Source organism: Candidatus Poriferisodalis multihospitum (assembly GCF_028283155.1).
Classification (GTDB): Bacteria; Actinomycetota; Acidimicrobiia; order Acidimicrobiales; family Poriferisodalaceae; genus Poriferisodalis; species Poriferisodalis multihospitum.
In genome coordinates, this window is sequence record NZ_JAPYOK010000069.1 from 1 (window position 1) to 20,262 (window position 20,262).

General features: G+C 68.3%; 16 protein-coding genes. 11 read left to right on the top strand and 5 right to left on the bottom strand.

Going from position 1 to position 20,262, the window contains the following annotated elements:
* Positions 1 to 497 (bottom strand): LLM class flavin-dependent oxidoreductase (locus VI480_RS06445; protein WP_323672002.1); only part of this gene is annotated, 497 nt, incomplete at its 3' end.
* A gap of 45 nt (positions 498 to 542) precedes the next feature.
* Positions 543 to 1,556 carry an NAD(P)-dependent oxidoreductase gene (locus VI480_RS06450; RefSeq protein ID WP_323672003.1) on the bottom strand — a complete coding sequence of 338 codons (1,014 nt, stop codon included), beginning with the start codon at positions 1,554 to 1,556 and terminating at the stop codon, positions 543 to 545.
* A gap of 57 nt (positions 1,557 to 1,613) precedes the next feature.
* Here VI480_RS06450 and VI480_RS06455 point away from each other — a divergent pair, with 57 nt between their 5' ends.
* Genes VI480_RS06455 through VI480_RS06465 form a run of 3 tightly spaced genes read left to right on the top strand, consistent with a single transcriptional unit; the run spans position 1,614 to position 5,138 of the window.
* Positions 1,614 to 2,915 carry an MFS transporter gene (locus tag VI480_RS06455; RefSeq protein ID WP_323672004.1) on the top strand — a complete coding sequence of 434 codons (1,302 nt, stop codon included), beginning with the start codon at positions 1,614 to 1,616 and terminating at the stop codon, positions 2,913 to 2,915.
* Positions 2,916 to 2,975: 60 nt separating this feature from the next.
* Positions 2,976 to 4,298, top strand: coding sequence for a homogentisate 1,2-dioxygenase (hmgA, locus tag VI480_RS06460; protein ID WP_323672005.1), 1,323 nt, complete (start codon positions 2,976 to 2,978; stop codon positions 4,296 to 4,298).
* Between the two features lie 27 nt (positions 4,299 to 4,325).
* Positions 4,326 to 5,138, top strand: a complete 813-nt coding sequence (locus tag VI480_RS06465; protein WP_323672006.1) for an SDR family NAD(P)-dependent oxidoreductase — start codon at positions 4,326 to 4,328, stop codon at positions 5,136 to 5,138.
* A 69-nt stretch (positions 5,139 to 5,207) separates the two neighbouring features.
* Here the strand turns inward: VI480_RS06465 and VI480_RS06470 are convergent, their stop codons facing one another.
* The 3 genes from VI480_RS06470 to VI480_RS06480 are packed head-to-tail and all read right to left on the bottom strand — an operon-like array spanning position 5,208 to position 8,242.
* The gene (locus VI480_RS06470) at positions 5,208 to 6,590 is read right to left on the bottom strand and encodes an LLM class flavin-dependent oxidoreductase (RefSeq protein WP_323672007.1); all 1,383 of its coding nucleotides are present in this window, start codon (positions 6,588 to 6,590) and stop codon (positions 5,208 to 5,210) included.
* Positions 6,591 to 6,632: 42 nt separating this feature from the next.
* Positions 6,633 to 7,394 carry an ABC transporter ATP-binding protein gene (locus VI480_RS06475; RefSeq protein ID WP_323672008.1) on the bottom strand — a complete coding sequence of 254 codons (762 nt, stop codon included), beginning with the start codon at positions 7,392 to 7,394 and terminating at the stop codon, positions 6,633 to 6,635.
* Entirely contained in the window at positions 7,391 to 8,242 is an 852-nt protein-coding gene (locus VI480_RS06480) for an ABC transporter permease (protein ID WP_323672009.1), read from the bottom strand. The genes VI480_RS06475 and VI480_RS06480 overlap by 4 nt, the downstream gene beginning before the upstream one ends.
* 121 nt (positions 8,243 to 8,363) lie before the next feature.
* Here VI480_RS06480 and VI480_RS06485 point away from each other — a divergent pair, with 121 nt between their 5' ends.
* The 8 genes from VI480_RS06485 to VI480_RS06520 form a co-directional block, all read left to right on the top strand.
* Positions 8,364 to 11,450, top strand: a complete 3,087-nt coding sequence (locus VI480_RS06485; RefSeq protein WP_323672010.1) for a glycosyltransferase — start codon at positions 8,364 to 8,366, stop codon at positions 11,448 to 11,450.
* Between the two features lie 27 nt (positions 11,451 to 11,477).
* A complete protein-coding gene (locus VI480_RS06490; protein ID WP_323672011.1) occupies positions 11,478 to 12,422 on the top strand; it encodes a phytanoyl-CoA dioxygenase family protein in 945 nt (314 codons plus the stop codon).
* Between the two features lie 30 nt (positions 12,423 to 12,452).
* Complete coding sequence (locus VI480_RS06495) at positions 12,453 to 13,229, top strand: SDR family oxidoreductase (RefSeq protein WP_323672012.1); 777 nt, start codon at positions 12,453 to 12,455, stop codon at positions 13,227 to 13,229.
* A gap of 51 nt (positions 13,230 to 13,280) precedes the next feature.
* Complete coding sequence (locus VI480_RS06500; protein WP_323672013.1) at positions 13,281 to 13,727, top strand: hypothetical protein; 447 nt, start codon at positions 13,281 to 13,283, stop codon at positions 13,725 to 13,727.
* An 18-nt stretch (positions 13,728 to 13,745) separates the two neighbouring features.
* Positions 13,746 to 14,426, top strand: coding sequence for a hypothetical protein (locus VI480_RS06505; RefSeq protein WP_323672014.1), 681 nt, complete (start codon positions 13,746 to 13,748; stop codon positions 14,424 to 14,426).
* A gap of 83 nt (positions 14,427 to 14,509) precedes the next feature.
* Complete coding sequence (locus tag VI480_RS06510; RefSeq protein WP_323672015.1) at positions 14,510 to 15,811, top strand: MFS transporter; 1,302 nt, start codon at positions 14,510 to 14,512, stop codon at positions 15,809 to 15,811.
* 91 nt (positions 15,812 to 15,902) lie between these two features.
* A complete protein-coding gene (locus VI480_RS06515) occupies positions 15,903 to 19,478 on the top strand; it encodes an indolepyruvate ferredoxin oxidoreductase family protein (protein WP_323672016.1) in 3,576 nt (1,191 codons plus the stop codon).
* 172 nt (positions 19,479 to 19,650) lie between these two features.
* On the top strand, positions 19,651 to 20,262 hold a 612-nt coding region (locus VI480_RS06520), incomplete at its 3' end, for a DMT family transporter (RefSeq protein WP_323672017.1).

The following is a 20,262-nucleotide window of genomic DNA, read 5'->3' on the forward strand; positions in this document are numbered from 1 at the left end:
ATGGGGCCGGGGTCGAACAGCGGCACCATCAGATTGAGCCGGTAGTGCTCGCTCTGGAAATCGAGCGGCGTGCGCTCCTGCCAGCAGCGCCACACCGCACGCAGGGCGCCCACGTAGTCGCGCATCCACGGACCCGGCGCCGACCACTCCATGCCGTACCGGCGGCGAATGTGTCCACGCACCTGGCTTCCCAGCCCCAAGATGGCCCGACCGCCCGAGGCCTTCTGCAGCGTCCACGCCGACAGTGCCGTGACGGTGGGCGAGCGCGGGAATGCCATGGCCACCGAGGTGCCCAGACCCAGCGTGGACGTTGCCACCGCCGCCATGGCAAGCAGCTGGTAGGGGTCGTCTTTGGTTTCCTCCACCACGAGGGCGTCGTAGCCCAGTGCTTCCACTTGTGCCGCGGCGTCGCCGATCGCGGTGACGTCGAGCGGCACGTCGGGCGCTCGCAATCCCGGGTCCAGCTTGCCCAGCGGCAGCAGCGTCTCTGATTTCATGACTCAGCCTTCATGACCCGATCTCCGTGGCTCAGGTTTCTCGGTTCAGCCCTGCACTCCCAGCCGCGGCGTGCCGCCGGCAAGGAAGGTTGCGAGCTGGTCGATGAACAGGTTGTCGTTGCGGGAGGCCATCCCGCTTCCGGCCCCTCCGATGTGGGTGGTCATCACCACCTTGGGGTGCTTCCACAGCGGGCTGCCCTCGGGCAGCGGCTCCACTTCGAACACGTCGAGCACCGCAGTCGCCGCCCGGTCGCCATCCAGCCAGGCGAGCAGGTCGTCGGTGTCGATGACCGCCCCTCGGGACACATTCACCAGCACCACGTCGTCACGCAACGCCGACAGGAATTCGGCATCGACGAGCCCGCGGGTCTCGTCGGTGAGCGGGCAGGCCAACACCACCACATCGGCGAGCGGCATCTCTTCGGCGATGCCCTCCATCGTCACCATCGCGTCGGCGGCTTGGAGGTCTGTCGCGCCGGCGACGCTGCGGCGGGCACCCACCACCGTGGCGCCGAAAGGACGCGCCAGCGCCGCAACCTTGCGACCGATGGACCCGAATCCGATCACCAGCCAGCGGCTGCCCCGCACCTCTCTCCATGGCACCTGCAGCCACTCGCCGGCCCGGCGACGATCGATGCGCCCTTCCCAGCCGTGAAACGTGTGCAGCACCAGCGACATGGTGTGCTCGGCGGTGGCGTCATTGGGAGCGTCGCTGCGGCTCAGCTGGACGCCCGCGCTCAGAAGCTGCTGGAACGGCGGTGCATCGGTGCCGGCAAGACAGGCCTGAGTCCAGCGCAACGTCCCGGGAGCAAGCGCCGCGTCGACGAAGGCAGCCAGGTTGCCGCCGAACAGCAAGCCGATCGAGACCCAGGCGGCAACGGGCGCATAGGTGGCGTCGCCGGTCGGCATGCCGTCCGCGTCAGCGATCTGTGAGCCGTCGGGCAGGGTGACGCCGTCGCGGCTCCACAGCAGCGGCGTGAGGTCGTGATCGAGCGCCGCCAGCCGGTCGGCGAGATGGGCGTAGTCGTCGGCCGGCAACAGCACCTGGTGAGTATTCACGCTGGAACGCTAGGCACTCCGAACGGCAAGCGCCGAGCGGCCATAGGGTTCGCAGCGATGCGAACGGCCGGAGATCCCGTCGTGCACGCTGGAGCAGCCGCCGAAGGCGTGGTGCCCTCCGGCGCCGACGACGGCCCGCTGCAGCGCCTGGGCCTGAACTTCGTGCTGGTCGCCACCATGATCCTCGGCCCGATTCCGATGATGCTGCCGGCCGTGATGGCGGTTGATCTCATTGCCGCCCTGCAGATCACCACCGGCGCCTTCAGCGTGGCGCTGACGGCCAACACGATCGTCGCGGCACTGTTCGCACCGCTGTCGGGCCGTCTCACCGATCGCGTCGGACCCAAGCTGTCGACGGTGCTGACCATCGCCACAGCAGGGATCGGCATGTTCGGGATGGCATTCGCCACCAACCTCTGGGTGCTCATGGCGTCGGCAGGGTTCGCCGGTCTCGGGCAGGGCTGGTGCAACCCGGCCACCAACAAGCTCATCGCCGAGCGGGTGCCCGCCGGGCGCCGCGGCACCATCACCGGACTCAAGCAGTCGGGCGTCATGTTCGGCATCTTCCTGTCTGGCTCCACGCTGCCGACGCTGGCCGTCTGGTTCGGTTGGCGGACTGCGATGGGCATCTATGGCGCGGCGGCGCTGGTGTGTGCGCTGGGCATCCAGCTGTGGATGCGCCCTGATGCCGACCCGAACGCTGAGGAACAAGCCGAGTACGAGGCGCCGCCGGGAGCGGTGTTCGCCGTAAAGCCGCTGCATCCCCGGCCAGTGCGGATGGCGCTCGCCGAGCGCGTCTACATCACGAAGATCGCCTGGTTCTCGCTGCTCATGGGCGGCGTGGTGGGCGGCGTGGGCCGATTTCAGGTGCTCTTCGCCGAGCAGTCTTTGGGCTGGACCAACTTCTGGGCCGGCATGGCCAGCGCGCTAGCGGGCATTACCGCAGCAGGGTCGCGCATCTGGTGGGCCCGCCTCACCGAGACCCGGGTCCGCCCCGCCAGTGCGCTCGCCATCCAGTCCGCGTTCACCGTGGTCGCCATGGCGCTGCTGCTGGCAACCACGTCCGTCCATGGCTCGCTGATGTGGGTGATGTCGCTGCTGGCGGGCTTCACGATGATGTCGTGGAACGCCGTGGCGATGCTGGCCATCATCACCGGCGTTCCGGTCGCCCTCGCCGGGCGGGCGTCGGGAATCGTGATGCTCGGCTTCATGTCGGGGTTGAGCATCGGCGGCCTCGCCGCGGGGTACGTCATCGAATGGACAGGCGGATTCGACACGGTCTGGCTGGCCTTTGCCGTTTGTGCCGCAGGCGCTTCGGTTCTGGCGATGACCATGCGCCGCCGCCGCGCCGTGACGTGATCAGGCTCTGACATCGCGGAGCCGAAGGGGGTTCGGCGGCCCCGATCTAGGCTGGCATTCATGGGGGATGATTTCGGCGTCGAGTACCAGAGCGGCTTCGGCAACGAGCACGCCACCGAGGCCGAGCCGGGTGTGCTGCCTCTCGGCCAGAACAGCCCTCAGCGCGTCGCCCACGATCTCTACACCGAGCAGCTCACCGGCAGCGCTTTCACGGTCGCCCGCGCCGATGCGATGCGCACCTGGATGTACCGCATCCGCCCGTCCGTGCGCCACGTCAGCGGCCTGCGCGACATCGATCCGGGCAACATCCGCACCTCGCCGTGCCGGGAGGGTTCTCCTCCCGTGGCACAGCTGCGCTGGAGCCCGGTCGACATTCCGACCGAGCCCTGCACGTGGCTGGAAGGGCTCTGCACGCTGGCTGCGAACGGCGATGCCCACACCCAGTGCGGAGCCGCAACTCATCTGTACTTCGCCAACCGCTCGATGGAAGACGAGGTGTTCGCCAACGCCGACGGCGAGATGCTGATGGTCCCCCAGCAGGGGACGCTGCGGCTCGTCACCGAGATGGGCACGCTGACCGTCGGCCCGGCGGAGATGGCCACGGTTCCCCGCGGGGTGAAGTTCCGGGTGGAGCTGATGGAGGAATCAGCCCGGGGCTACGTGTGCGAGAACTACGGGGCGCCGTTCCGGCTGCCCGACCCGGGCCTGATCGGCGTGGACGCGCTCGCCATGCCCCGGGACTTCCTGTACCCGGTGGCCAGTTACGAGGCCGACGACCGCCCGACCCGGCTGGTCTTCAAGCACGACGGCCGCCTGCTCGAGACGCATCTGCCGCACTCGCCGCTGGACGTGGTGGCGTGGCACGGCAACTTCGCTCCTTACAAGTACGACCTGCGCAACTACTGCCCGCTCGGGCCGCTGCTGTTCGACCACCCGGCGCCGTCCATCTGGACGCTGCTGACCTCGCCGTCGGAGTCCCCGGGCACTGCCAATGTCGACTTCGTGCTGTTTCGCGAGCGCTGGGCGGTGCAGGAGCACACGTTCCGGCCGCCCTGGTACCACTCCAACGTGATGAGCGAGCTGATGGGCCTGGTCGAGGGCACCTACGACGCCAAGCCCGAAGGCGGGTTCCTGCCCGGCGGCGTCAGCATCCACAACGCTTTCCTGCCCCACGGCCCCGACATCGAGGCCTACGACGCAGGCACCACGGCCGAGCTCGAGCCGCGGCGGATGGCCGACATGCTGGCCTTCATGTTCGAGTCCCGCTACGCATGGATCCCCACCGCGTGGGCCGCGGATCTGGCCGAGCTGCAGAGCGATTACGCCGCCGCCTGGTCGCCATTGGACGACCGCAGCACCCTGCGCCGCAGCGGCGACGGCTGATCGCTCGTCCCGCCAGAGCGTCGACTGATGACTGCGACACGAGCGAGTGCTGATCTGGGGGGCCGGGTGGCGATCGTCACCGGTGCGGGAGCGCGGGGCGACGGGATCGGGAACGGCCGGGCAGCGGCGATCCTGCTGGCCGAGGCAGGCGCGCACGTGCTGGCGGTGGACCGCAAGCCGGAGCTCGCGGAGGCCACGGTTGAGATGATCGGCGCCGAGGGCGGCAGCGCCGTCGCCCTGGGCGCCGATGTGACCGTCGAGACCGACTGCGAGGCCATGACCCAGGCGGCGATCGATCGCTGGGGCCGGCTGGACATTCTGGTGAACAACGTCGGCATCGGCAGTGATGGCACCGTGGTGACGGGTGCTGTCGATGCGTGGCAGCGCGTGATGGACGTGAACCTCACTTCGATGGTGCTGGCGTCACGCCACGCCATCCCGGCGATGATCGAGCACTCGGACGGGGGAGCAGTGGTCAACATCTCGTCCATCTCGGCGCTGCGGCCCCGTGGCATGACGGCGTACTCCACATCCAAGGGGGCGATCATGGCGCTCACCTCCGCCATGGCCGTCGACCACGGCGCTGATGGCGTGCGGGTGAACTGCGTGGCTCCCGGGCCCGTGCGCACACCCCTCGTCGGCGGCGACGAGATGCCTGACGAGCTTGCCGAGGCCCGCCGGCGGGCCAGCGTGCTGAAGATCGAGGGCAACGGCTGGGATGTGGGCGCTGCGGTCCGGTTCCTGTGCACCGACGAGGCGCGCTACATCACCGGCCACACGCTTGTCGTCGACGGAGGCGTCACCCTGCGTGGACCGTCACGGGCCTCGCCGAGAGGCTGAGCGGGCTGCAGCCGTCATGCGCCTCGCTGGCTGAGCCGGCCACGAGCCGCTACGCGCTGCGCCGATCGGCTACACCCGCTGCTGGCGGAAGCCGCTGGCGTAGTGTGTCTCACCCAGGCGCCTGCGGCCGAACAGCTTCTCGCGCAGCGTTCCCGGTTGGTATTCCCGCTGCACCAGACCTCGCTCGCGCAGCACCGGCACGACGCCGTCGATGAAGTCCACGAACGTGCCGGGAGTGGTGGCATACACCAGGTTGAAGCCGTCCACGCCCTGGTCCAGCCGACGCTGCATGCCATCCGCGATCTGCTCGGGCGATCCCACCAGGAACTGGCCGGCCATGTTCAGCTTGATGAGGTCCCCGAACGTGCGAGTGCCCGGCCGGGCCGAGTCCAGCAGCGACTTCACCGGTCCGCGAACGCCCTCGGTGCGCAGCGTCTCGAGCGGCTGGTCAGGGTCGATGTGGCTCAGGTCGATGTTCAGGTTGCCGCTCAGGTGCGCCAGACCCGCCTCCAGCGAGAGCGTTTCGAGATAGTCGGCGTGCTTGGCCTTCGCCTCGGCCTCGGTGCCGCCCACGATGGGGGACAGGCCGGCGATGATCTTCACGTCATCGGGATGGCGACCCACGGCACTCACCCGGCGCCGGATGTCTTCGGCGATGCGTGTCAAGCCCCGAGAGGCTGCCACCACGAATACGCACTCGGCATGCTTGGCGGCGAAGTCCCGTCCTCGATCCGATGAGCCGGCTTGGTAGATCACCGGCGTGCGCTGCGGCGACGGCTCGGCCAGGTGCGGTCCCGCCACCGAGTAGTACGGGCCGTCGTGGTCGATCGGCCGGACGCCGGCCGGATCGGCATAGACACCGCGCTCGGTATCGGCCAGCACGGCGTCGTCAGACCAGCTGCCCTCCCAGAGCTTGTAGCAGACGTCCAGGTAGTCCTCAGCTCGCTCGTAACGAGTGTCGTGCTTCGGCAGCGCCTCGTAGCCGAGGCTCTGTGCACCGTTCTGCAGGTATGACGTGACCACGTTCCACGCCACACGCCCGCCGGTGAGGTGATCGAGCGTGGTGATCTGGCGGGAGAACGTGAACGGGTGCGCCTGCAGCACGTTGCTGGTGAACGCGAACCCGAGATGCTCGGTAACCGTCGCCATCGCGGGGATCAGCAGCATCGGGTCGTTGACGGGCACCTGCATGCCCTCGCGCAGCACGGTGTCGGCACTGCCCCGGTAGGTGTCGTACAGCCCGATCACGTCGGCCAGGAAGACGGCGTCGAAGCAGCCCGCCTCGCAGATGCGGGCCAGCTCCAGCCATGGCTCCAGCGAGGTGTATTCCCGCTGGCGGGTGTCGCCGCGCACCCACAGTCCCTGCTGGATGTGGCTGACGCAGTTCATGGTGAACGCGTTCAGGATGATGCGCCGCCCGTCCGACCCGTCTGCCCCCGCGTCCGCCGCCACGGCGTCAGTCTCGCACTGCCGGCCGTAAGCTGTCCCGCCGGTTCAGCGAGACGAGCTGCGTGAGTTGGTACTCGGGGCCGCCAGGTAGTCGTCGACGATCTCGCCGGGATCGCCGACGGCCCGGATGCGGCCTTCGTCCAGCCAGACCACCCGGTCGCAGAAGCGCCGGATCTCGTTCATGTTGTGGGTGACCAGCACCACCGACCCCGAGGCTGAGCGCACGTCGTCGATGCGTTCGGCCGCCAGCCGCCGGAACTCCTCGTCGCCCACCGTCAGCGCCTCGTCGATCAGCAGGATCTCGGGAATGCGGGCGGTGGCGATGGCAAAGCGCAGCCGGGCGCGCATGCCCGAGGAGTACGTGCGCATCGGCCGGTCGATGTCGGCCCGCAGCCCGGCGAAGTCGATGATCTCGTCCATCCGGCGCTCCACTTCGGCACGGGTGAACCCCAGCGCCAGACCGCCGATCAGGATGTTGCGCCGCCCCGAGAGCGCCGGTCGCAGCACCGATGACACCCCGAGCAGCGACGGCCGCGACCGTCCCCGGATGGTGCCCGATCGCAGCGGCAGCAGCCCGGTCATCGCGGCGAGCAGCGTCGACTTGCCCGCACCGTTCGGCCCGATCAGCCCCAGCGTCTCGCACTCGAACAGATCCAGCGTCACGCCCTGCACGGCGGGGATCATGCGGTGCTGGCGACGCATCCGGCCCCGGGCAAAGCCCTGCTTGAGACCCATGGCCGGCTCCTCGAACACCCGGTAGCTGACGTGGGCGTCGCGCACCTCGACCGTGACAGCGTGGTCGCTCACGCGCCGAGCCTCTGCTCGGAACGATGGAACACCGCAAAACCGATTGCGGGCATCAGCACGCACCACATCACGAGACCGGCCACCACCCACAGGTCCACGGGTTCGCCCAGCAGGCACCAGCGCGCACACGTGATGACGTCGTAGAGCGGGTTGAGCGCGAACGCACGCCGCCACGCCGTGCTCTGCACGAACGCATCGACGCTGAAGATTACGCCCGAGCCGTAGAACAGCAGCCGGAACAAGTGCGGCAGGATCTGGCGCAGGTCCGGCAGGGTGGCGCCGATGCGGGCCACGAGCAGCGCAGTACCGAAATTGAAGGCGAACTGCGCCGCCAGCACCGCCGGCAGCACCAGCCAGCGAAGCGTCGGCAGCTCGCCCGTCGCCAGCACCGCCAGGATCGCCAGCGCCAGCGCGGGCACGAACGCAGCGGTCTGGCCGTTCACCGATGCCGCGGGCAGAAGGATGCGCGGGAACTGGATGGAGCGGATCAGGCCCATGTTCTGCGTGATCGAGGTGGATGCCTCCAGGGTGACCCGCTGGGTGAGATGGAACAGCACCACGCCGACGATGAGGAATCCCAGGAAGTTGTCGACCCCGCGCCGGGTGTCGATGATGACGCCGAACACCAGGAAATAAACCCCGACCAGCAGGGCCGGATTCACCAGGTGCCAGAGCTGGCCCAGCGTGGTGTCCATGTTCTGGGCCCGCAGGTCCTGCGCCGGCACCACGATGGCGAACTCGCGCCGACGCCACGCCTCCCGCAGGTACATCCGAGCCGTCGGCCTCGATGTCAGGTCGATGAGCGGTCGGACAGGTGCCGTGCCTTCCTCGCCTCCTTCGTCGGCCATGCGGGTCATCCTACGAAAGCCGTCCCTAGGGCAACGGTGCGGGGCAGCGACAGCCAGCGGGGGCATACTCACGCGGCCGAGTGATGTCCGGCGACGGATGTCTGACCGCAACGGACCGCCCGTGTTCACACCGCCTGCACACCGTCCCACGCCGCCGCCCGCCGACGTGCGGGGCAATGACTGGCGCTCGCTGGGGGTGGCGCCGCTCGATGTGTTCGAGCCGCTGCTGCCGGTGACCGTGGTTGTCTCCTACTACGAGGCGCCCGATGCGCTGGCTCTCACGCTGGCCGGACTCGAGCGGCAGACCTACCCCGTGGATCTCTTCGAGGTCGTCGTGGTGGACGACGGCTCGGATCCGCCGCTGGATCTGGCTCAGCTCGATCTGGCGGCGCTCAATGGAACGGGCCCGCGCCGGCTAAGCCTTCGAGTGGTCCACCAGGAAGACCTCGGGTTCGGCTTGGCCCGGGCTCGTAACAACGGCGCCCGTGCAGCCCAAGGCGATGTGCTGATCTTCCTGGACTGCGACATGGTGCCCGAGGCCGACTGGTTGGCCGCCCACGCCCGCTGGCACCACGCCGCCAGCGACCTGCTCACACTGGGATTCCGCCAGCACGTCGAAGTGGACGGCATCGGGGCGTCCGACGTGCGTGACCGCCCCGGGACACTCGCAGATCTCTTCGAAGGACGGCCGATCCAGCGCCCCGAGTGGATCGAGCGCCGCATGGAGGCCACCGACGACCTGGCCTCGGATGCCGATGACGTATTCCGAACGGTGACTGGCGGCAACTTTGCTGTGTCGAAGGCATTCTTCGAGACCGCAGGGACGTTCGACGAGTCCTTCACCCAATGGGGTTCGGAGGACATCGAGTTCGGCTGGCGCGCCTACGCGATGGGTGCCGTGCTGGTGCCCGAACGCTCTGCGCTGTGCTGGCACCAGGGCGAAGGAGCGGTGCTGAGCGAGGACGAGACGATCAGCCTTGCCCAGCAACGCGACAAGCTCTCGCACCTCATTCCCGACCGGCGGCTGCGCACCGCGTCCCCGGGTCGCTCCTATGTCGTGCCGCAGTTCGTGGTGACCGTGGAACCGGGACACGCCGATGAGGAAGGCGTGCTGGACACTGTCGAGCAGGTACTGGCCAGCAACGTCCACGACCTCGTGACGTGGGTCGACGAGCGACCCGGCGAGCAGTTCGAACGACTCCGCCGCCTGCTCGGCCCGGACCCGCGTGTCAGCGTGGGCGTTGCGGGCGGCGCAGCCCTCGCGTACCCCGCGGCGGCATTCCACGTTCGGGTTCCCGCCGGCGCGGACATCAGGCCACGGATGCTCGACCGGCTCCAGAACCAGCTGGGCACGGCTGCCGCGGGCGAGTCGGATCTGGCCTCGGGCCATCGGGTCGGCATCACACGCGGCTGGGTGGTTCACCGTGCCCGGAGGTCGGGCAGAACGGTTGCCGAGTTCGGCAGCGTCATCGAGCTGGACGTCGACAGCCTGCAAGTGACCCAGGAGGCCAAGCCGCAGGGATGGCTCGCGGGCAAGCTGCACGGCCCGGCGAAGCGGTTCTTGCGGCTGTGGGCCCGGATGCGCCGGCACTTGGGGACGCTGTTCGTCGCCGTGCGGCGCATCAGGCGGCCCGGCGACGTCGCCGGGCTGGTCGGGACGATCGCGCAGGCGGTGTGGTGGCGGGTCAAGAACCTCCGCTGGAAGTTCCGCAGCTTCATGTGGGCCCTGCGACGGGCACGAAAGCAATGGCCACGACACATCAAGAAGCGCCTGCGCATCTGGCTGGGCCTCCAGCCCCGCAGCCAGCGCTACGTGCAGCGCCTCGCCCGCTACCCCCTCGGGGCCGAGATCGCCGCCGCCGGCCGCGGAGCGGCTGCGGTCTTTGCTGCCTCGACCCGAGTTGCGACTCATGTCGGCGATGACGGCGACCACCACGTGGATGTTGTGGTTGCGGACTCAGCCAAGGCCGGTGAAGCGGCACTTCGAGGCGCGTCGAATGAGCGACAGCCGCTGGTCGCGGTGCTTGGGGACATGTCACCGATGGCGAGTGTCCAGGCATTCAACCCGGAGGCGGTCAACCCGATCGGCTGGTCTGCCGGGTTCGAGCCAGGACCGGCGTCGGTGCGATCGCTGCTGTCGCTGGCCCGAGGATCGATCTTCAGCCTCTACCTCGGGGGCGAGCTGCTGGCCGATCTGCGGGCCCCGCACCACCTCACCGACAGCTCCGGCGATCACCGCGACGCCACCCAGCGGGCCGGCGCGCTGGCAGCGCTGGCAGGTGCCGGTGTGGTCGTGCACCTCGACGCACCCGATCGGGAACTCGCGGCGAGGCTCGGGCCGGAGCTGCACGACCTGATGGCGTCGGACGACATCGCCGATGCTGATGCCCACCGCCGGGAGCAACTCAGCATCGAGATGCGGCGCTGCGCGCTACGCGACCACTCGTTGCGCAGCCGGGCCCGCCACGTGATCGCGGCAACCGGCACCAGCGCCCAACCGCCCGAGGTGTCGATCCTGGCGCCGACGCGGCGGCCGGACCGCGTTGGCGACGTCATCGCAACCGTCAGCGGCCAGACGTACCGGCGTCTGGAGCTCGTCTTGGCGCTGCACGGCGACGGATTCGACAGCGATGCCGAGATCGAAGCACTGGCCGGTGATCTCGACGCCTCGCTTCGCATCGTGCGCGTCGACGGCTCGCAGACCCTCGGGGGAGTCCTGCGCGCCGCGGCCGACGCGGCGGGCGGATCCTTGATCACCAAGATGGACGACGACGACTACTACGGCGCCGAGCACATCTGGGATCTGGTGCTGGCGCACGAGTACTCGGGGGCGGAGCTGATCGGCAAGTCCGCCGAGTACGTGTACCTGGAACGGCTCGACACGACGGTTCGAGACCAGAACCGCCAGAAGTTCTCCGAGCGGTACATCCCGTTCGTGGGCGTCTCGGGTGGCGTGCTGATGATCTCCCGCCACGATCTCGATGCAGCCGGGGGCTGGCGGCGGGTGCCGCGGCGAGTCGACATCGCCCTCGCCCACGACGTCACACTGGCTGGCGGGCGCATCTACTGGACCCACGGTGCCGGCTACCTGCGGGTGCGCCACGGCGATGAGCACACCTGGAACGTCGAGGACAGTCACTTCCTCGGCCGGGCCAGCGAGGTGCGCGACGGCTGCGACCTGCGCTTCGCGGGCGTCGATGAGGCCTGAGACGGGACTTCCTGCGAGACTGGGGCCATGAGCGGCACCTTGGACCTCACTTCGAACGAAACTGAACTCCAGCGCTATCTCGACGAAGTCGACGAGCACGGCTACTGCATCGTCGAAGGGGCCATCGAACCGGCGCTGGTCACCGAGATCCGTGAGACCGTGGCCCGGGTGGAGGACGAGCTGAACGTTCAGCCGAAGGGGAACCGCATCGAGGGGTTCGCCACCAAGCGCATGTACAACCTGCTCCACAAGGACCGGTCGTTCTGGAAGCTGCCGATCCACCGCAACGTGCTGCCGTTCCCGCAGCGGCTGATGGAGCCCGGAGCGATCCTGTCGGGCACTACGTGCATGCACATCGGCCCCGGCGAGGTGCACCAGGGTCTGCACTCCGACGACGGCCTGGTGGACCAGATCGACGTGCCCCGGCCCCGCCCGCCGTTCATGGTCACCACCATCTGGGCATTCACCGACTTCACCGACGAGAATGGCGCCACCCGTTTAGTGCCGGGCTCGCACCGCTTTGACCATGAGCCTCAGCCGGGCGAGAAGCCGGAGTACATCGCAGCCGAGATGCCGGCCGGCTCGGTGCTGATCGTCAACGGCGGCACCTGGCACTGCGGCGGCGCCAACACCTCCACCGACGACTGGCGCTTGGGCATCAGCGTTCAGTACTGCCGGGGCTGGATGCGCCAGCAGCAGAACCAGTACTTCAGCCTCTCCCCAGAAGACGTCCGTGACATGCCCGACGAGCTGGCTGCGTTGTGCGGGTTCAGCCTGTACCGGGGGATCATGGGCCACATCGACGGCGCCAGCCCGGGCCGGTTCCTCGGTGCCGAGGGCCTTGCCGAGACCGCATATGCGGCGCGCATCAAGGCAATCGACGAGGGCGAAGAGATTGGCGGTATCGGCACCGCCGAGCCGCAGGCTGGCGGCAACGACGCAGTCGAACCTGAAGCCGCCGCGGCTGACTGAGCCCACCGACACGAAGAAGGAGCAGGCTCCATGGAATTGCGCGATCGAGTTGCGATCATCACCGGCGGGGGCGGCGGCATCGGCGGGGCCACCGCACGGCACTGGATGGCCGAGGGTGCTCGCCACGTCGTCGTGGCCGACTACAACGCCGAAGCTGCGCTAGCCGTAGCGGACGAGATCGGATGCGAGGGCGTCGGGCTCGACGTCACCGACGAAGCGGCCGTTGCCGACCTGGTCGAACGCGCGCTCGACGCGCACGGCCCGATCGATGTGTTCTTCTCGAACGCCGGCGCTGGTGCCGAAGGCGGCGTTGACGCCTCCAATGACGCGTGGCAGTCCCAGTGGGAGCTGCACGTGATGAGCCACGTGTATGCCGCCCGTGCCGTGCTGCCCTCAATGCTGGCCCGAGGCGAGGGCTATCTGGTGCACACCGCCAGCGCCGCCGGACTGCTGGCTGCCATGGGCTCTGCGCCGTACTCGGTCACCAAGGCCGCGTGCATCAAGCTCGCCGAGATGGAGGCGATCCTGCACGGCGACGACGGCATCCGGGTGTCGGTGCTGTGCCCGCAGGGCGTGAACACCGCCATGGCGCCCCAGCGGCTGGCCGACGGCGGCACCGACGGGATTGTCGAACCCGAGTTCGTGGCACAGGTCATCACCGAGGCCATGGCCGAAGAGCGCTTCCTGATCCTCTCCCACCCCGAGGCCCAGACCTACGTGGAGCGCAAAGCGTCCGACCCGGACCGCTGGCTCCGGGGCATGCGCCGGCTGCGCGAGCGCTCGCTCGACCTGGAAGAAGGCGCCTGATCGTCGAGGGCTTTCGAGCAACGCAGCGCCGCAAGTCGTAGCTTTGCCGCCATGGCTGATACCGATGTCAAGGCACTGACGGGCGGGCTCGAGCTGCCCGACTTCGAGACAACGGCGTTCACGACGCCACCGCCGCTGGCCGATGCCACCGTGGCCATCGTGACTTCGGCGTCGCTCCACCATCCCGACCAGGACGATTTCGAGCCGATCGACACCGGCTATCGCGTGCTCGACGGCGGCCGGCGCGACTACATGTGCGGCCACTGGAGCCCCAACTTCGACGCCACCGGGATCGCCCTCGACCTCAACACGGTGTTCCCGATCGACCGCCTCGACGAGCTGGCCGCTGACGGCACCATCGGCCGGGTCTCCGACATTCACCTGTCCTACGCAGGCAACCAGTTCGACCTGTCCGGCGTGCGCATGGACTCCGGTCCTGCGGGCGCGAAGTTCCTGCGTGAGCAAGGGGTGGACATCGCCCTGTTCACCCCCGTCTGACCGCTGTGCACGCGTACCGTGAGTACGCTCGCCCACGTTTTCGAGGAAGCCGGAATCGCCACCGTGGCACTGGGTTCCATCGGCGCTCACATTCAGGGCACCGCCCCGCCGCGCGGGCTGTGGTGCGACTTCCCACTCGGGCGCCCGCTCGGCAAGCCCAACGACGCCGACTTCCAGCACCGGGTGCTGGCGCACGCCTTCGGGCTGCTCACCTCCGATCAGCCTGTGGTGGAGAAGTTCGCCGAGTCGATCGACGACGACGGCACCAGCACCATGTCGTGCGAGCTGCCGCCGCGGCACGATCCCAGCCTGCATCCCGCAGTGGACGAGGCCAACGGCCTGCGGCAGGCCTACGACCGGGCCGTGGCCAAGCTGGGCAACCGCACGGGCGCCGGGCGCGTCGTGGCCGCCGATGACATCGGGGATGCCGTGCAGTCCTTTGTGCGCGTCGCCGAGGGAACGCCCTGGAAGGAAGCGGGTATTCCCGGCATCCCGGCCCGGGTGGCTCAGGACATCCGCGGCTACTACGAGACTGCCGCCCTCGCGCTTGCCGAACACGCTCCTGCCGCATGGGCGGGCGCGCGCTGGTTCTTCACCTCCACCGAGGCGGGCCGCACGATCATGGCCGCCCGCAAGGCCATGGCCGACGCCGGCGAGAAGCAGCCCATCTGGTTCTTCCTCGCACCAGGCGACATGTAGCGGATGCCGCCTCGGGCGGCAAACCGCACACATGAAGCTCATCTCGTGACTGTGCCCATTAGGCGTCTGCCGGCGGCGTCCGCGTGTTGATCGGCCGGCCATTCCACGGCTGGCGCGTGGCGTGGGCCGGTTTCTGGGTGCTATTCATCGTGTACGGCCTGCAATTCAGCTACGGCACCTTCGAGGGCGCCATCAGCGCAGACACCGGCTGGTCAACCAACTGGCTGCAGCTCGCGTACGCGCTATACATCCTCAGCTACAGCGCCGTCAGCGTGTGGAGCGGGCAGCTCACCGACCGGATCGGCCCCCGTCAGGTCATCGCCGTGGGCGCCCTGCTGCTGGCTGCCGGCTACCTGGTGCTGTCGTCTGCGCCGAGCTTGATGCTGGTCTTCATCGGGTTGGCGGTGATCGCGCCGCTCGGCATGTCGTCGTCGTGGGTGCCCGCGAATGCCACCGTCGTGCGCTGGTTCACCGCTCGGCGCGGCTTGGCGACGGGCATCGTGGGTTCGGGCGGCAGCGCCGGCGGGATCGTGGCACCGCCGATCGCCGCGTGGCTCGTCTCACAGTTCGGCTGGCGCACGGCGATCGCCGCGATGGCCGTAGTGGGCGGCGTGTTCATGGCGGCCACCGCCATGCTGTTCGTGCGCGATCCCGAGTCGATCGGCCAGTATCCCGACGGTCGCACGCCGGATCCCGCTGACCGCCCGCTCGCCCGTTCGCGGGTCGTGTCGAGGCCGGCGGGATTCGTCGTGGAAGCCACCCGCAGCAGCGCCCCCGACGCCGAGAATCCCCGCACGGCGTGGACGGCATCCGCAGCGTGGCGCACCTCGGTGTTCTGGCGCATCTTCGGGATGTTCGCCTTGACGTTCGTCGTCGTGTTCGTGCCGTTCGCACACGGCGTTCAGTACGCCCGCAGCCTCGGCTTCTCCCTGCAATGGGCGTCAGGAGTCATCAGCTCGGTCGGCGTCGGGGGCCTCGTGGGGCGCATTGTGACCGGTCCATTGTCGGACCGCATCGACCGCCGTCGAGCCGTGGCTCTGGCGTTGGCGGTCGAAACGCTGTCGTTCGTCGGCATAGCCGTGGCCGACAATCTGGTGCTGCTGTACGCCTCGGCTATCGCGTTCGGATTGTCCTACGGCGGGAGCGTGGCGGTCTTCCCGGCGCTGGTCGCCGATTATTTCGGCCGTACCCATGCCGGTGCGATAGTGGGCCGCTTCTTCGCAACCGCAGGATCGTGCGCAGCGATCGGGCCGTACGTGGCGCAGTTGCTGCTGAATGCAACGGGGGGCTATGGCTGGACCTTCACCATGGCGGCAGTTGCCAATGCGTGTGCGCTGGGGCTCGCATTCACGCTGCCCCGTCCCGGTCTGCTGCCCAAGCGCTGAGCGCTCCAGCCTCCCGGGCAGCACTTTGGGCTGACGGGTAGCCTCGCAGATGGCCGTTACACCCGCCGCCGCGGCTCATGAGGGGGATTCGATGGCACTCGCCGACTTCAAGCTCGAGGATCGCTTCGACCGCATGGAAGGCGATGTGGCCATGTCGGGCGTGCAGGCGCTGCTGCGCGTGCTGCTGGATCAGCTCCGGGCAGATCGCCGTGACGGGCTGAACAACGCGGCCATGGTGTCGGGCTACCGCGGGTCGCCGCTGGGCGGCATCGACTCGCTGATGACGACCAATGCCACCGAGCTCGAGCAGAACAACATCATCTTCGAGCCCGGCCTCAACGAGGATCTGGGCGCCACGATCGTGTGGGGAAGCCAGCTCTCGAACCGCAACTTCGAGGGCCGCTACGACGGTGTGCTCGGCATGTGGTACGGCAAGGCGCCGGGGGTCGACCGGTCTGGAGACGCCATCAAACATGCGAACGTCTGTGGCGTTGACCCCAAGGGTGGCGTGCTGCTCGTGGCCGGCGACGACCCCGCTTCGAAGTCGTCCACGCTGGCGTCTGAGTCCGAGCCCGTGCTCATCCACTTCCAGACGCCGATCCTGTATCCCGGCTCGGTCCAGGAGGTCATCGACTACGGCCGCTGGGGCTACGAGCTGTCCCGCTACAGCGGATTCTGGTCGGCGCTCAAGATCGTCACCAACGTGGCCGACGGCTACGCGACCGTGCAGGTTGGCCCTGGCCGTGTCTCGGTCACGCGTCCCGAATTCGAATGGGAGGGCAAGCCCTGGGCGCACACCCAGCAGGACGCCCTGTTCGGCCCGAACGCGGTGCGCATGGAACTCGAGATCCACGAGGGCCGCATGGTCGCAGTCGACGAGTTCGTGGCGGCCAACAAGCTCAATCGCCAGACCGTTCCCACCCGCGACGCCCGGATCGGCCTCGTGGCCGCAGGCAAGACCTATTACGACCTGCGCGAGGCGCTCGACCGCATGGGACTCGACGACATCGAGCTGGAGCGCCGAGGCGTCCGCGTCTGGAAGCCAGCCGTAGTGTGGCCGCTCGAGCCCACCAGCCTGCGCGAGTTCGCCGATGGGCTCGATGTGATCGTCGCTGTGGAAGAGAAGCGCTCGATCATCGAGGCGCTCATGAAGGAGAACCTCTACGGCGTGGCCGGCGCGCCCGTCGTGCTCGGCAAGCGCGATCAGCACGGCGGCTTCTGGTTCCCGGGCCACGGTGAGATGGACGCCGACCTGATCGCACGCAAGATCCGGCCGTTCCTGGTGGACCGGCTCGGTCCCGAAGGCATCGGGCCGGCTGTGCCCGAGCGCATCACGATCCCGTTGGCGGTCACCACTTCCAAGGGCGAGAAGGCCGCCGGCCGCACGCCGGGGTTCTGCTCGGGCTGCCCGCACAACCGCTCCACCTGGGTGCCGGAGGGCTCCGAGGCAGGCGGCGGCATCGGCTGCCACGGCATGGCGGCCATGACGCCCACCCGCAACGTCCGCGGCACGACTCAGATGGGCGGCGAAGGCTGCCAGTGGGTCGGCGCAGCGCCGTTCGTCACGATGGAGCACCGGTTTCAGAACATCGGCGACGGCACCTACCACCACTCCGGCTCGCTGGCGCTGCGCCAGGCCGTGGCCGCCGGCACCAACGTCACCTACAAGATCCTCTACAACGGCGCGGTCGCCATGACGGGCGGCCAGGACATCGACGGCGGCATGGCCGTGCCCGAGCTGACCCGCTCGGTGCACGCCGAGGGCGTGGCCAAGGTGATGGTTGTCACCGACGACACCTCCAAGTACCCCGCCGATGCCGAGTTCGCTCCCGGCACCGACGTCTGGCACCGCGACCGCATGGACGAGGCGCAGCGCGTGCTGCGCGAGATCGAGGGCTGCACGGTCCTGATCTATGACCAGGCGTGTGCGGCCGAGCTGCGGCGCGACCGCAAGCGCGGCAAGGTGGCCGAGCCCAACACGCGAGTGTTCATCAACGAGGCGGTCTGCGAGGGCTGCGGCGACTGCGGCGAGAAGTCGAGCTGCCTGAGCGTGCAGCCCATCGAGACCGAGTTCGGCCGCAAGACCCAGATTCACCAGTCGTCGTGCAATAAAGACTTCACCTGCCTCGACGGCGACTGCCCGGCGTTCATCGAGGTGGTGCCGGCGGGGAAGATCCCCACCAAGGCCACGGTGGCAATCGAGCACATCGGCGACAACCTGCCTGAGCCCGACCGTATCGACGAGGGCAACATCTTGATGATGGGCATCGGCGGCACGGGCGTGGTCACGGTGAACCAGATGCTGGCGACGGCCGCCCTGCTCGACGGCAAGACGGCCAACGGCCTCGACCAGACCGGTCTTGCCCAGAAGGGCGGCCCGGTGCTGTCGAACCTCAAGATTCGGCGACGAGAGGCTGAGCCGAATGGCGAAGCCGGGGCCCGAGCGGCCCGTGAGCGAAGCGAACAAGAGCGGGAAACAAACGGTCACCACGAGGCTGAGGCTGGCGGCGATGAGGCCAACAAGGTCGGGCTCGGCGAGGCCGACGCCTACATCGTGTTCGACCTGCTGACCGGCACCAACCCTGCCAACCTCGACAAGGCACTGGCCGGCAAGACGGTGGCCGTGGTGTCGTCGTCGAAGGTGCCCACCACCTCGATGGTGCGCGACACCTCCGCCGAGTTCCCCGAGTGGACGGCCTTCCAGCGGGTCATCGACGAATCCACCAGTCCCGAGCGCAACGTCTACTTCGACGCCGGCACCCTGTCGGACAGCCTGTTCCGCTCGCACATGCCGGCCAACGTGCTGGTGGTGGGTGCCGCCTATCAGGCGGGCGTGGTCCCGATCAGCGCTTCGGCGATCGAGCGAGCCATCGAGCTGAACGGCGTTGCGGTGGAGATGAACACCCAGGCGTTCCGCATCGGCCGCAAGATCGTGCTCGACCCCGACTTCCTGGGAACGCTCGAGGTCGAGCGGGTCGGCAAGGTGAAGCGTGAGATCGGCCCGTCAGGCCGTGAGCAGGACCTCATCGACGCAGTGCCCAACCAGTCCGAGGAACTGGCACGGCTGCTGCGGATCCGGGTGCCCGACCTGGTGGCCTACCAGAACCACGCATACGCAGCCGCCTACGCCAGCTTCATTGCCGAGGTGCGCGAGGCCGAGGCAGCGGCGGGCAGCGAGACAGCGCTCAGCGAGGCCGTGGCGACGTACCTGTACAAGCTGATGGCCTACAAGGACGAGTACGAGGTGGCCCGGCTGCACCGCTCCAAGGCGTTCCAGCAGGCTGTGCGCGACCAGTTCGGCGACAAGACCGATGTCACCTACAAGCTGCACCCGCCGATCATGCGTCGCATGGGCGTCGAGAAGAAGATCGGCCTCGGCCGCTCAGGTGACATGGCATTCGCACTGCTGGCGCGGATGAAGGGCCTGCGCGGCGGCGCGCTCGACGTCTTCGGCAGGACCGCTCACCGGAAGATGGAGCGTGAGCTGATCGACGAGTACCGCGGGATGATCGAACGGGCACTCGACACGCTGGGCGCAGGCGACGAAGCTGCCTACGCCCGGGCCGTCGAGATCGCCCGGCTTCCCGACATGATCCGCGGCTACGAGGAAATCAAGGAGAACAACGTCGAGCTGTTCCGGGCCCGCGCAACCGAACTCGGCGCCTGAGCCTGCCGAGCTCGGAGCCGTCGCTGAGAAGCGACACGACCAACTACGGGCAACGTCCTCTGAGGGCGGTCTCCGGCGCGACGGTGTAGCGACACAGCACGATTTCAGACAATCTCGGACACACACGCGGAATGTCAGGACGGCTCCCTCGGGGCATCTCTAGCTTGTCGCCATGTCCGCTGGGACTCGACTCAGCTGCCCTCAGAAACCGGTGTCCAAGGCCGTGGTTTGGATCGTCGCTGGCATCGTGGTGGCCGCGTGGGGAGTCAACTTCGTATTCGCCAAGGAGGCGCTGAACCAATTCGATGTGGGCCCATTCAACTTCATCCGGTTCGCGTCGATGGCTGTGCTCGGGTGGGCGGTGCTGGGTCTCACCGGCGGTGTCACGCCGGTGCGTCGAGAGCATCGGGGGAGACTTGTTGCCGTCGCTGTCGTGGGCTTCTGCGGATACGTCTTCGGATTCAGCGTGGGGCTGTCGCTGACCAGCGCCTTCTCAGCGTCGTTGTTGCTGGCCCTCGTGCCGCTCTTTGTGATGTTGTTCACCTCTTTGGAGCGTCGGAATCTCCCTGCGCCTCTCTCCTTGATCGCTGTGGCCGCGGCCGCTGCAGGCTGCGTGCTGTTTGTCACGGCTCGTACTTCAGTCTCGATTGGTTGGGGAGACCTCGTGACGCTGCTGGTCGCCGCGTCCTATGCGATCTACCTGATGGCTATCCGTCCACTGGTCGTGCACTTCAAGCCATTCACGCTGACGACCTACGCCACGACGATTGCCGCGGTTCCGATC

What these genes read in the sequence shown, in the direction of transcription:
- VI480_RS06455 (WP_323672004.1), top strand. Translation starts at nt 1,614, where the DNA reads ATGCGAACGGCCGGAGATCCCGTCGTGCACGCTGGAGCAGCCGCCGAA.
- hmgA (WP_323672005.1), top strand. Translation starts at nt 2,976, where the DNA reads ATGGGGGATGATTTCGGCGTCGAGTACCAGAGCGGCTTCGGCAACGAG.
- VI480_RS06465 (WP_323672006.1), top strand. Translation starts at nt 4,326, where the DNA reads ATGACTGCGACACGAGCGAGTGCTGATCTGGGGGGCCGGGTGGCGATC.
- VI480_RS06480 (WP_323672009.1), bottom strand. Translation starts at nt 8,242, where the DNA reads ATGGCCGACGAAGGAGGCGAGGAAGGCACGGCACCTGTCCGACCGCTC.
- VI480_RS06490 (WP_323672011.1), top strand. Translation starts at nt 11,478, where the DNA reads ATGAGCGGCACCTTGGACCTCACTTCGAACGAAACTGAACTCCAGCGC.
- VI480_RS06495 (WP_323672012.1), top strand. Translation starts at nt 12,453, where the DNA reads ATGGAATTGCGCGATCGAGTTGCGATCATCACCGGCGGGGGCGGCGGC.
- VI480_RS06500 (WP_323672013.1), top strand. Translation starts at nt 13,281, where the DNA reads ATGGCTGATACCGATGTCAAGGCACTGACGGGCGGGCTCGAGCTGCCC.
- VI480_RS06515 (WP_323672016.1), top strand. Translation starts at nt 15,903, where the DNA reads ATGGCACTCGCCGACTTCAAGCTCGAGGATCGCTTCGACCGCATGGAA.